At 69.9% G+C, this 12,660-nt stretch carries 9 protein-coding genes and 1 tRNA gene; 8 read left to right on the top strand and 2 right to left on the bottom strand.

What is annotated here, in order from left to right:
* Complete coding sequence (locus ABZ459_RS23240) at window positions 1-705, top strand: helix-turn-helix transcriptional regulator (RefSeq protein ID WP_357973592.1); 705 nt, start codon at window positions 1-3, stop codon at window positions 703-705.
* On the top strand, window positions 702-1,949 hold the full coding sequence (locus tag ABZ459_RS23235) for a site-specific integrase (RefSeq protein ID WP_357973589.1): 1,248 nt from the start codon (window positions 702-704) through the stop codon (window positions 1,947-1,949). Before ABZ459_RS23240 ends, ABZ459_RS23235 begins: the two co-directional genes overlap by 4 nt.
* A 108-nt stretch (window positions 1,950-2,057) precedes the next feature.
* On the opposite strand, the gene ABZ459_RS23230 is transcribed toward ABZ459_RS23235, so the two are convergent.
* Window positions 2,058-2,143, bottom strand: a tRNA-Leu gene (locus tag ABZ459_RS23230).
* A gap of 374 nt (window positions 2,144-2,517) precedes the next feature.
* Here ABZ459_RS23230 and ABZ459_RS23225 point away from each other — a divergent pair.
* Window positions 2,518-3,045 carry a hypothetical protein gene (locus ABZ459_RS23225; RefSeq protein ID WP_357973586.1) on the top strand — a complete coding sequence of 176 codons (528 nt, stop codon included), beginning with the start codon at window positions 2,518-2,520 and terminating at the stop codon, window positions 3,043-3,045.
* A gap of 198 nt (window positions 3,046-3,243) precedes the next feature.
* Window positions 3,244-5,367 carry a chaplin family protein gene (locus tag ABZ459_RS23220; RefSeq protein WP_357973583.1) on the top strand — a complete coding sequence of 708 codons (2,124 nt, stop codon included), beginning with the start codon at window positions 3,244-3,246 and terminating at the stop codon, window positions 5,365-5,367.
* 122 nt (window positions 5,368-5,489) lie between these two features.
* Here ABZ459_RS23220 and ABZ459_RS23215 read toward each other — a convergent pair whose 3' ends face one another.
* Complete coding sequence (locus ABZ459_RS23215; protein WP_125641854.1) at window positions 5,490-5,675, bottom strand: DUF5703 family protein; 186 nt, start codon at window positions 5,673-5,675, stop codon at window positions 5,490-5,492.
* Between the two features lie 189 nt (window positions 5,676-5,864).
* Here ABZ459_RS23215 and topA point away from each other — a divergent pair, with 189 nt between their 5' ends.
* From topA to tmk, 4 genes are all read left to right on the top strand, one after another.
* Window positions 5,865-8,549: a type I DNA topoisomerase gene (topA, locus tag ABZ459_RS23210; protein ID WP_357973580.1), complete on the top strand. Its 2,685-nt coding sequence runs from the start codon at window positions 5,865-5,867 to the stop codon at window positions 8,547-8,549.
* Between the two features lie 13 nt (window positions 8,550-8,562).
* Complete coding sequence (locus ABZ459_RS23205; RefSeq protein WP_357973577.1) at window positions 8,563-9,828, top strand: metallophosphoesterase; 1,266 nt, start codon at window positions 8,563-8,565, stop codon at window positions 9,826-9,828.
* A gap of 72 nt (window positions 9,829-9,900) precedes the next feature.
* Window positions 9,901-10,473 carry a helix-turn-helix transcriptional regulator gene (locus tag ABZ459_RS23200; RefSeq protein ID WP_357973574.1) on the top strand — a complete coding sequence of 191 codons (573 nt, stop codon included), beginning with the start codon at window positions 9,901-9,903 and terminating at the stop codon, window positions 10,471-10,473.
* A 141-nt stretch (window positions 10,474-10,614) separates the two neighbouring features.
* Complete coding sequence (gene tmk, locus ABZ459_RS23195; protein WP_357973571.1) at window positions 10,615-12,651, top strand: dTMP kinase; 2,037 nt, start codon at window positions 10,615-10,617, stop codon at window positions 12,649-12,651.
* Window positions 12,652-12,660 lie beyond the last annotated feature (9 nt).

The following is a 12,660-nucleotide window of genomic DNA, read 5'->3' as shown; positions in this document are numbered from 1 at the left end:
GTGTCACAAGACGAGTGGGCGGGCGACCTGGCCCGCATGATCGCCGGGGAAGTACGCCGACATCGGCAGCGTCGGGGGCTGAGCGCGCAGCAGCTCGCCGATGCATGCGAAGAGGCGGGGTTTCCCATCGCCCGGTCGGTGCTCGCCAACTTCGAGAACGGCCGGCGGCCCACCGTCAGCGTGGCCGAGGTCGTGGTTCTGGCGCGAGTGCTGAGGGTCCCCCCGATCCTGCTCCTGTTCCCCTTGGGGCGGACGGAGATGATCGAAATGGCGCCCGGCGTCGATGCGACGGTATGGGACGCCTTCGACTGGTTCGTGGGCAGCGCGCCCCTGTATCGGCGTGAGGAAGGCAACCCATCTTCGCCGAGAAAGCTCATGGGCAAGGACGAACTCGTCTGGCGTGAGGAGGTACGCCCACTCGATCTGCTGCGCCAGAACCAGCGCTACATCAGCGAGCGGCGACTAGCGGTCAAGCTGGCCGCCCATCAGCGGCAGGTCGCGAAGGAGGCGGAGACCGAGGGCGTCCGTCGTGCTCGCCTTGAAGCGGCGGAGGCCAACGACAAACTGGCCGGCCATTTTGAATACGAGATCGCCAGGACCCGGAAGGAGTTGCGCCGCCTCGGATGGACGGCGATACCGCCGCTGCCTGACGAACTGGACCACATCGACCTGTTGATGGATGACGAAACGGAGGAGATCGAGTGAGCAGTCCGACCAAGCGGAGACGATCGCCCGGGGAAGGGTCGGTCTTCAGCTACAAGCTGTCCAAGGGGCAGTTACGGTACGGCATCAAGTTCATGGCCACGCTGCCGGACGGGTCGGCCAAGCAGGTCCTGCGGCGCCGCGACGAGAACAACCAGCCGTGGCTGACTCAGACGGACGCGCAGAAGGCCCTGCGCGAGGCCCTCGGCAAGGTGGACAAGGGCGAGTTCGTCCAGCCCAGCAAGCAGACCCTCGGGGCCTACCTCGACGAGTGGGTCGCTGGGCTCAGGCTCGAATCGTCCACCCTGGCGAGCTACAAGAAGAACATCCGGCTCCACCTCAAGCCGTACGACATCGGCAAAGCAACCCTCGCGGCCCTCACCGGGCCGAAGCTGACCGCGCACTACCGCTACCTGGAGGAGAGCGGCCGGAAGGACCATAAGGCTGGCGAAGGGCTGTCGGCTCGCACCGTCCGGTACGTCCACACCATCCTGAGCGCCGCGCTGTCGGAGGCCGTGGACGCCGGCCTGCTGGCCCGCAACCCGGCGGACAAGGCTAAGCCGCCCACAGCCAAGCAGGCCAAGGCCCCCGAGATGCACCCCTGGACGACTGTCCAGCTCAAGGACTTCCTGGCCTGGTCGCGCGATCACAGCCACCTTCACGTCGCCTGGCACCTCCTGGCGCACACCGGCATGCGCCGCGGTGAGCTGCTCGCGCTGCGGTGGCGGCACGTCGACCTGGAGGCCGGGACGATCAGCGTCCGCCGGTCGGTGGGCGTCGTGCGGATCAAGGGGGAGGGTGCCGTCGTGAAGGAGGGCGACACCAAGACCGCCAAGCCCCGCGTGGTCGATCTTGACTCGGCCACCGTCGCGTTACTCAGGGCCTACAAGCGCGAGCGGGGCGGGATGGCACTACAGCTCGCCAGGGACGACGCGCTCGTCTTCGGCGACCAGGAGGGCAACCACCGGCACCCCGAGCGGTTCTCGCGCGGTTTTCAGGACCAGCTCGGGCGCTGCGCGAGGGCCTTCGAGAAGGCCGGTCGTGAGGCGCTGCCCCGCATCCGCGTGCACGACCTCCGCCACACCCATGCCACGATCCTCCTCATGGGCGGCAAGCCCGTGAAGGTGGTCTCCGAGCGGCTCGGCCACGCCGATCCCGCGATCACTCTGCGGGTCTACGCTCATGTCATGCCCGGCAATCAGCGAGAGGCCGCCGACTGGTTCGCGGCCCTGGTCGAGAGCGCGTAACCCTCGTGCTCAGGCCCACAAGTATCAGCGGAGTATCACGGCTCGTTCTGGAGGCAGAAATGAAAAAGCCCCGAGCCTGTGACCTGCACATTCTCAGGGCCTTCATAGTGTCCGAGGGGGGACTTGAACCCCCATGCCCATCACTGGGCACTAGCACCTCAAGCTAGCGCGTCTGCCTATTCCGCCACCCGGACTTGGTGCCTGCACGCGGGACCGTCATCTCGCGTCGGCTCCGTAAGGTTAGCAAACTCTGGGGGGTGAGTCATACCAAGTATCGGCACAGGGGAGAGGCGCCGCCTCTCCTGCGGCTCGCCGCCGGCACCGCCGGACCGTCCGGATGACCCTCCCAGGTGAGTTCCGTGAAGCGGGCCAGCGTGTCCTTGGCCATTTTCGGGGTCTCTGCTGAAAAGCCCTTGCGGCAACTTTGGGTGCTGCTACGGTTACAGATCGTTGAGGGGTGAGTCCACGGACCGGCCTCACGACGTGAGGCCGGTTCCGGAAGCTGGGAGGTCACGTGGCACGCACGAAGGTCGGGCAGTCGAGGGCGTCGTCCCTCGCTGTGCGCCGCGTGCCCACGACGCTCCCGGAGCAGGACACGACCGCCGAGCGGGCCGACCGGATGGCGCGGTTCGCGGCCGGTGCCCGCAGGGTTGTCGTGCGGGCAGTCACGATGGGCGCCCTCGTGGCGGCCGGATGGCTGCTCGCCGTCGTGTTCGGAGCCATGTCCGCCGCTCCGGCGGCCGCGGATGCCACCGCGGCCACCACAGGAGCCGCCGACGCGGCCCCCGCTCCGCTTTCGGTCCCCGCCTACCTCTCGGCGTCGGACAACGCCGAGGCGATGGCGGGCCGCACCGTGGACGGTCTCAACAGCCAGCAGGATCCTGGCCTGCCACCACCATCCTCCGCCGGAAAGATCTTGGACACCGATGGACTGGTGCCCAACGGTGGTGGCAGCGGCCCGTTCGGGCCCGGTATGGGGGATGTCGCGCGGTCCGGTGTCGACCCGCGGCTGCAGTACCAGTCCGCCGTCATGGCGCGTGTGCTGCCCCCCGTCGTCCGCACAGCGGCGGACGACCCTTCCTTCTCACCTGACTGATCCCGCCATCTCAACACGCCCCGGACGTTCCGTCCGGAGAGCGACGGCGGAGCGTGGTCAGATCCCCTCCGTCGGCGGGTGAGACGTCAGTCAACCTGTTCGCGAATCCGAGGCCACCGTTGTGTGCGACCTCGCACGGCCTCGGCTGCCCGCGAACCGTTTCAGCTATCCCCCCAAGAACCACTAGGAGCATTCACCATGCGTACGTGGGCTAAAGCATCTACTCCTGCGGCCCTTCTGGCGGTCGCGGTCATGTCGTTCGGCAGCAGCGCGGCCATCGCCGACACCTCGGGAGACTCCTCCGTCGGCGGCGGCAACCAGGTCAACCTGCCGATCAACCTGCCCATCGACATCAGCGGCAACGCCGTCGGCGCGGCCGGCCAGTCGTCCGCCGGTTCCCAGGGCGGTGCCTCGGTCGAGAACGTCGGCCCGAGCGACATCCCCAACCGCACCTCCGGAAACTCCAGCGTGCTGGGCGGCAACCAGGTCAACGCGCCGATCACCGCGCCGCTGAACGCCTGCGGCAACGCGGTCTCCCTGTTCGGCAAGTCGGACGCGGGCTGCCGGGGCGGCGCGACCGTCCACAACAAGGGCAAGGGCGGCGCCGGGGGCAACCAGACCTCGGGCGACTCCAGCCTCATCGGCGGGAACCAGCTCACGGCGCCGATCACGGCTCCGATCAACGCCTGCGGCAACGCGCTGGCCATCTTCGGCGACGCGACCGCGGGCTGCAAGGGCGGCGCCTCCGTGCACAACAGCGGCGTCGGCAACGCGGGCGGCAACCGTACGTCCGGGCGCTCCTCCGCGCTGGGCGGCAACCAGGTGATCGCGCCGGTCAACGGGCCGATCAACATCTGCGGGAACGCGGTGGCGGTGTTCGGGCGGGCGTTCGCGGGCTGCCAGGGCGGCGCCAGCGTGACCAACTCGGGCGGTGGCGGCTGGCTGCACCACATGGCCGCGCCGGGCTCCACGGGCAACGACACCGACGGGCGTTACGGCGCGGGCAGCGGCAACCAGGTGATCGCCCCAGTCACCCTGCCCATCACGGCCTGCGGCAACGCCGTCGGCAACGCGGTGGCCAACTGCCGGGGCGGCGCGACGGTGCTGAACACCCGCGCCGGTTCGGGGGCGGGCGGCAACACCACCTCCGGGCGTTCGGGCGTGCTGGGCGGCAACCAGGCGATCGCGCCGATCACGGCTCCGATCAACGTCTGCGGCAACGCGGTGGCCGCGTTCGGCAAGGCGTTCGCCGGGTGCAGGGGCGTCGTCTCGGTCAAGAACGGCGGCCGGGGCGCCGGCGGCAACCACACCTCCGGGCAGTCGGGCGTCGGGGCGGGCAACCAGGTCGTGGCCCCGATCACCGCCCCGCTCAACGTCTGCGGCAACGCGGCCGCGGTGCTCGGCGCCTCCACCGCCCACTGCAAGGGCGGCGCGGCCGTCTGGCCGCACAACGGTGTGGGCGGCGGCGGCAACACGACCTCCGGGCGTTCGGGCGTGCTGAGCGGCAACCAGGCGATCGCGCCGATCACGGCCCCGGTCAACGTCTGCGGCAACGCCGTGGCCGTGCTGGGCGACGCCGCGGCGGGCTGCCTGGGCGGCTCGCACGTCGGCAAGCCGGGCAACCCGGGCGGCGGCTACAACCAGTTCCTGCGTTCCACCGGCCACCAGGCGGCGGCCAAGAGCGGGCTCCTGCCCGCGGTGCCCGCCGTCCCGGCGCTCAACGGTGTCAACGGCACCGGCGCCGTGCCCGGGCTGCCCGACGTCGGCGGCCTGCCGAAGGCGGGCGGCCTGCCGGTTCCCGGCAACGTGACGCAGCAGCTCCAGGGCTCTGGCCTGCCGGTCGGCGGCGGCCTGTCCTCGCTGCCGCTCGTGGACGACGCGTCCAAGACCCTGGGCCTGCCCGCCCTGCCCGAGCTGCCCGGCCTTCCCGGCCAGGCGCAGGCTCCGGTGCAGGGTCCGGCGCAGGCGAGGCCCGGCGAGGTGGACATGCCGGCCAGGTCCTGGGAGAAGCGGGTGCCCGTCCGGCCCGGCAAGCGTCACATGGCCGACAGGTCCGACAACGTGCGCAGGGGGCCGGCCCGTCCCTCGTCGCCGCTCTCCCCGGCCACCGACCTGCTCTCCTCCACCCCGGTCGGCGGCGCCGTGACCTCCGCCACCGGCGGCCTGCCGGTCGGCAACCTGGGCCTGATGAGCGCCGCCCAGCCCGCCGGTCTCACCGGCATGAACTCCAGCTCGCTGCTCGCGCTGCTGCTCGGCTCGATGTTCGCCGCCTCGGCCACGCTGTTCGCGACCGCCCGCCGGTTCCGGTTCGGCCGTAAGTAGATATACGGCATAGGTCGGTAGCCACAGATACCGCTACCGCTCCACCGCCTGGGAGCGGTAGGCGATAGATGCTTTGCCCGTTCCGGGGGCGCGGCCCGGAGCGGGCAAAGCCATGTCCAGGCTCAGAGCGTGCTGCGGACACGGATGACCTTGCGTCGCAGCCGTACGTGCCGGCTCCCGTCGGGGTGCACCCGCACCCGCGCGAGCTCCCACTGGCCGTACTCTGCATGTTCGGTCAGCAGTTGACGTGCGGCTTCGCGAGTGAGGTCGCGCGGAATGAAGATATCCATGTAGGAGTAGTCGAGCACAACGATTAGTCTCCAGGGTGAGTCAGGGCGCCATGCCGCTCGATGGGGCTTATTCTGCGTGCTTGTGGGTGGACCCGGAAGCTAGTGGGTAGCCCGGGGGAAGGAAATTTCCGCGAGTCGGGTTACCTTTCAGATCTATGCCGACTCCCGGCAGGGGGATTGCAAGCGAACAGTGAGGTAGGAAGCAGCGTGCCAGCCAAGAACGGCAGCTCCGGCGGAACACGCCTGGTGATCGTCGAGTCGCCCGCCAAGGCGAAGACGATCGAGAAATACCTCGGCGCCGGCTACACCGTCGAGTCCAGCATCGGCCACATCCGTGACCTGCCGGAGCGGGCCGACGACATCCCCGAGGCCTTCAAGAAGGAGTCCTGGGCGCGCCTTGGCGTGAACGTCGAGCACGAGTTCGAGCCGCTGTACGTCGTCAACCCCGACAAAAAGGCGCAGGTCAGCAAGCTGCGGCAGCTGTTGAAGGGCGCTGACGAACTCTACCTGGCCACTGACGAGGACCGGGAGGGCGAGGCGATCGCCTGGCACCTGCGCGAGGTGCTCAAGCCGACCGTGCCCGTCCACCGCATGGTGTTCCACGAGATCACGCCGCAGGCGATCCGCGACGCCGTCGCGAACCCGCGCGACCTCAACCTCCGCCTGGTCGACGCCCAGGAGACCCGCCGCATCCTCGACCGGCTCTACGGTTACGAGGTCAGCCCGGTCCTGTGGAAGAAGGTCAAGCCGCGGCTGTCGGCCGGCCGGGTGCAGTCGGTGGCGACGCGGCTGGTGGTGGAGCGTGAGCGGGAGCGCATGGCGTTCACCTCCGCCCACTACTGGGACCTGCAGGCGCTGTTCGACTCGGGCAAGCCCGAGGAGCGGCCGCGTGACTTCACCGCGACGCTGACCTCGGTCGACGGCAAGAGGGTGGCCCAGGGGCGCGACTTCGCCAGCACCGGGCAGCTCAAGACGGCCGACGTGCTGCACCTGTCCGAGGCCGCCGCCGGTGAGCTGGCCGGGCGGCTCCAGGGCACGTCGTTCTCGGTCAGGTCCGTCGAGCGCAAGCCGTACACGCGCAAGCCGTACGCGCCGTTCCGGACGACCACATTGCAGCAGGAGGCCAGCCGGAAGCTGGGCTTCTCCGCCAAGTACACGATGCAGGTGGCCCAGCGGCTGTACGAGGGTGGTTTCATCACCTACATGCGTACCGACAGCATCACGCTGTCGGAGACCGCGATCGCGGCCGCCCGCTCGCAGGCCATCAAGCTCTACGGCGCCGCGTACGTACCCGACAAGCCGCGCGTCTACACCAGCAAGGTCAAGAGCGCGCAGGAGGCCCACGAGGCGATCCGGCCCTCCGGCGAGGAGTTCCGCACGCCGGGCGAGGCCAACCTCTCCGGCGACATGTACCGCCTCTACGAGCTGATCTGGCAGCGCACCGTCTCCTCGCAGATGAAGGACGCGGTCGGCGAGTCGATCAGCGTCAAGGTGATCGGCAGTTCGGCCGCCGGCGAGAACGTCGAGTTCAGCGCCTCGGGCCGGACGATCACCTTCTACGGGTTCCTCAAGGCGTACGTGGAGGGGGCCGACGACCCCTCGACCGACCGCGACGACTCCGAGAAGCGGCTGCCCAACCTGGCCGAGGGCGACGCGCTGACCGTGTCGCGGCTCGACGTGGCCGCCCACTCCACCAAGCCGCCGGCCCGCTACACCGAGGCCTCGCTGGTCAAGGAGATGGAAGACCGCGAGATCGGGCGGCCCTCGACGTACGCGTCGATCATCGGCACGATCCTCGACCGCGGCTACGTGTTCAAGAAGGGTACCGCGCTGGTGCCGTCCTTCCTGGCCTTCGCCGTGGTCAACCTGCTTGAGCAGCATTTCGGCAACCTGGTCGACTACGACTTCACGGCCGAGATGGAGAAGGTGCTCGACGACATCGCCAACGACCGCGCCGAGCGGGTGCCCGAGCTGCAGCGCTTCTACTACGGCGCGGGCGACGGCGACGAGGGCCTGAAGGAGATGGTCACCGACCTCGGTGACATCGACGCCAAGGAGATCAGCTCGTTCCCGATCAAGGGGACGGACATCGTCCTGCGGGTCGGGCGTTATGGGCCGTACCTGGACAGAGACGGCGCGCGAGTCAACGTGCCCGAGGACACCACGCCCGACGAGCTGACGGCGGAGAAGGCCGAGGAGCTGTTCTCGCGGCCGACCGGCGACCGCGAGCTGGGGCGCGACCCCGTGAGCGGGCACATGGTCGTGGCCAAGGACGGCCGCTACGGGCCGTACGTGACGGAGATCCTGCCCGAGCCGGCCGAGGACGAGACGCCGAAGAAGCGGACGAAGAAGGCAGACGCCCCCAAGCCGCGCACCAGCTCCCTGTTCAAGACGATGTCCCTGGACACGATCACCCTCGACGACGCCCTCAAGCTGCTGGCCATCCCCCGGGTGGTGGGCGAGCTCGACGGCGAGGAGGTCGTGGCGCACAACGGGAAGTTCGGGCCGTACATCAAGAAGGGCACCGACTCCCGCTCGCTCACCTCGGAAGAGGACCTGCTGACGGTCACGATCGAGCAGGCCAAGGAGCTGTTCGCGCAGCCCAAGCAGCGCGGGCGGCGGGCCGCCGCGGCGGCGCCGCTGCGGGAGCTGGGCGACGATCCGGCGTCGAAGAAGCCGGTCGTGGTCAAGGAGGGGCGTTTCGGCCCCTACGTGACCGACGGCGAGACGAACGCGTCGCTGCGCAAGGGTGACACGGTCGAGGACATCACCATCGAACGGGCCGCCGAGCTGCTGGCCGAGCGCCGCGATCGGGCGCCCGCGCCGAAGAAGACCACGCGGAAGGCCCCGGCGAAGAAGACGACCGCGAAGAAGCCGGCGGCCAAATCGTAAGTAGCATCGACGTGTGATCGCGCTGGTCTTCGTCGCTCTCGTCGTGGGGGCGCACTTTTATCTGTGGCATCGGATGGTGCGCTCCGCGACCCGCCCCGGGCGCGCCCGCAAGGCGCTGACCTGGGGCCTGGTCGGGCTCGTCCTGCTCGTGGTGGCCGCGTTCGCGGGCACGCGGATGGAGCTGGGCAACTGGCTGGCCTGGCCGGGCTACCTGTGGGTGGCGCTGATGTTCTACCTCGTGGTCTTCCTGCTCGTGCTGGAGGTGCCGCGGGCCGTCGCGTCGATGCTCATCCGCAGGGGCGAGCGCGGGGCGGTGGCGGTGGCGAGCCCGGTGCAGGAGCCGGTCCCGGCGGTGGCGTCCGCCCCCGCGCCGTCCGAGCCTGCCACTGGGCCTGCCACTGGGCCTGCCACTGAGCCCGCCGTTGCGTCCGCCCCCGCGCCGACCATGAGCAGGCGGCTCTTCCTGGGACGCACCACCGCGGCGGTGGCCGGGGTCGGCGCGCTCGGCACGGTCGGTTACGGCATGACCAGCGCCCTGGGCGACCCGGTGCTGGAGCCGGTGCGGGTCCGGCTGCCCAAGCTCGACCCGAGGCTGAACGGCCTGCGCTTCGCCGTGGTGAGCGACATCCACCTGGGCCCGCTCACGGGCGTCGGCCACACCGAGCGCATCGTCAGGATGATCAACGGCCTGCGTCCCGACGTGGTGGCCATCGTCGGCGACCTGGTGGACGGGTCCGTGGCCCAGTTGGGTGCCCTCGCCAAGCCGCTCAAAAGCCTTGAGTCCCGCTACGGGGCATATTTCGTGACCGGTAATCACGAGTACTACACCCAGAACGGCCCCCAGGAATGGATCGAGGAGCTCGACCAGCTCGGCGTTCGCTCGTTGCGTAACGAGCGCGTGGAGATCAGCCACCAGGGCGCCGTACTGGACCTGGCCGGGGTGAACGACCTCAACGGCGAGGCCGTGGGCGACGGGCCCGACTTCGCCGAGGCGCTCGGCGGACGGACGCCTGGGCGCTCCACCGTGCTGCTCGCCCACCAGCCCGTACAGGTGGACCAGGCGGCCGGCTTCGGCGTCGACCTGCAGCTGTCGGGACACACGCACGGCGGCCAGATCGCGCCGTTCAACCTGGTGGTGGGCCTGCAGCAGCCCGTCGTGTCGGGTCTGGCCACGATCGACGGCGTGCAGGTGTACGTCACCAGGGGCGCGGGGTTCTGGGGACCGCCGGTACGCGTCGGCGCGCCGCCGGAGATCACTATGCTTGAGCTGCACTCCTGACTTTGCGCGACACGGTCGCCACGTGGTGTCATCTTGGCGTAGTATCCGACCGGATACTCGCAGGAGGTGAGCATGGTGTCCTCCCCGGCCGAAGGGGCGTTGCGCCAGGCGGCTTCGCTCGCGCCCGACGTCGCCTTCTGGGCCAGGCGCGGCGGGCTGCTGTTCAGGCAGGCGCGCCACGCGGCGAGCATGAACCAGAAGGCGCTGGCCAGCAGGAGCGGCACCTCGCGCACCACGCTGTCGGCCTACGAGCACGGCAGGAAGTCGCCGACGCTGGAGACGGCCGGGCGCATCCTCGACGCGGCCGGGTTCCGGCTGGCCCTTGAGCCCAAGGTCGAGTTCGCCGTGAAGTCGGCGGGCGGGCGCAGCTTCCACGTCCCGAGCCGTCTGAGGCGGCTGCCGGTGGCCGCGGCGCTGGGCGTCCTGCGGTTCGGCGGCCGGGTCTACGACCTGGCCGATCGCGAGCAGCGCCGGGCGGCCTACTCGGCGCTGCTGACCCAGGGCGGCCCCGCCGACCTGCTCGACCACGTCGACGGTGCGCTGCTCGTCGAGCTCTGGGGCGAGCTGGCCCTGCCGGCCGCCGTCCGCGCCGCCTGGTTCCCTCTGGTGGAGGAGATCAGGCAAGAGGCCGGAGTAATGAATTGACGATGTTTTCGGTGGCATATTCCACACGGGTAACCTGCACGCCGACCCGCGAACGTAATACCCTCAGCCACGGACAAGCGGGTAATTCCGCGTTGTCTCCTGCCTTCCCATGTCCGGCCGACACCTGGATACGCTGAAATCATGACTGCCCCTAGGCGCGCTGCACATGTGCTGGCCCATGCGCCGTTCCGCCGTCTCTGGACGGCCATGTCGGTGTGCAGTCTGGGCGACTGGCTCAACCTCCTGGCCCTGACCGCCCTCGCCGGAAACCTCAACCAGGGCGACTACCGCATGCAGTCGCTGGCCGTGGGCGGCGTGTTCATCGCCAAGATGTTGCCCGCGGTGCTGCTCGGGCCGCTGGCCGGGGTGTTCGCCGACCGGTTCGACCGGCGGCTGACCATGTTCACCGCGGACCTGGCCAGGTTCGCGGTCGTGTTGTCGATCCCCCTCATCGGCACCTACCAGTGGGTGATCGTCGCGACCGTCCTGGTCGAGTGCGTCAACCTGTTCTGGGTCCCGGCCAAGGACGCCACGGTGCCCAACCTGGTGCCCAAGGACCAGCTCGAGTCCGCCAACCGGCTCAACCTGCTGGTCACCTACGGCAGCGCGCCGATCGCGGCCCTGCTGTTCGCCGCGCTGTCCCTGGTCGGCGACATGGGGCGCAGCGTCCTGCCGCTGCTGAACGGCATGGACCCGACCGCTCCGGCGCTGATCGTCAACTCCCTGGCCTACCTGGTGTCGGCCTTCCTGATCTTCACGTTGCGCGGCATCCCCAAGCGCGACGGCGCGATCTCGACGCCCTCGGTGCTCAAGCAGGTCGTCGAGGGCTGGCGGTTCGTGGGCGGCAACCGGCTCGTGCGCGGCCTGATCATCGGCATGCTCGGCGCGTTCGCCGCGGGTGGGGCCGTGGTCGGCGTGGCCAAGATCTACGTGGTGGCCCTCGGTGGCGGCGACGCGGCCTACGGCGTCGTGTTCGGCGCGGTCTTCGTCGGCATGGCGCTGGGCATGTTCGTCGGCCTCAGGCTGCTGCACGGGTTGTCGCGGCGGCGGCTGTTCGGCCTGGCCATCACCGTGGCCGGGGTGGTGCTCGTGGCCATCGCGCTGATCCACAACCTGCCGATCGTGGTCATGCTGACCGTGCTGCTCGGGGCGTGCGCGGGCATCGCGTGGATCATCGGCTACACCCTGATCGGGCTGGAGGTCGAAGACGCGCTGCGCGGGCGCACGTTCTCGTTCCTGCAGTCCACGGCGCGGGTCACCCTGCTGCTCGTGGTGGCGGTGGCCAACCCGCTGGCGGCGCTCTTCGGCGCCCACCAGTTCGGCCTCGGCGCCATCGCCTACCGCTTCGACGGCACCAACCTGGTGCTGGTCATCGGCGGCGGGCTCGCGATGGCCGTCGGGATCCTGGCGTTGCGCCACATGGACGACAGGCAGGGCGTCTCGCTGTCGGCCGACCTGATCGCGGCGGTGCGCGGCGAGCGTTACCCCGCCGAGCCGGCCGAGCACGTGCCGGGGCTGTTCATGGCGTTCGAGGGCGGCGAGGGCTCGGGCAAGACGACCCAGTCGCGGCTGATCGCCATCTGGCTGCGCGACCAGGGCTACGACGTGGTCCAGACGCGGGAGCCCGGCTCCACCAAGATCGGCATGCGGCTGCGGGCCATCCTGCTCGACGCTGCCGAGCGAGGTCTGTCGGCCCGTTCGGAGGCCCTGCTCTACGCGGCCGACCGGGCCGAGCACGTCGAGAAGGTGATCCGCCCGGCGCTCTACCGGGGCTCGCTGGTGATCAGCGACCGCTACGTCGACTCGTCACTGGCCTACCAGGGCGCCGGCCGGGCGCTCGATCCCGAAGACGTGTCCAAGATCAACGCTTGGGCGACGGGCGGCCTCGTGCCGCATCTGACCGTGCTCATCGACACGCCACCCGAGGTGGGGCTGACCCGGCTGGGCGGAGCGGCCGACCGCATCGAGTCCGAGCCTTTGGAGTTCCACCAGCGGGTGCGCAAGGAGTTCCGCGCGCTGGCCGCCGCCGATCCCGGCCGCTACCTCGTGGTCGACGGCACGATGCCGCCCGAGGTGCTGACCCGCCAGATCCAGGACCGCATCCGCGAGATCCTGCCCGACCCGGTGCCCCGGGAGTCCGAAGACGCCACGGGCACGATGCCCGCCATCCGCGACTAGCCTTACGCC

It is taken from the genome of Nonomuraea sp. NPDC005692 (assembly GCF_040631115.1).
GTDB lineage: Bacteria > Actinomycetota > Actinomycetes > Streptosporangiales > Streptosporangiaceae > Nonomuraea.
Note: the sequence above shows the minus strand (reverse complement) of the source record. Positions and strands in the feature narration are given on the sequence as shown.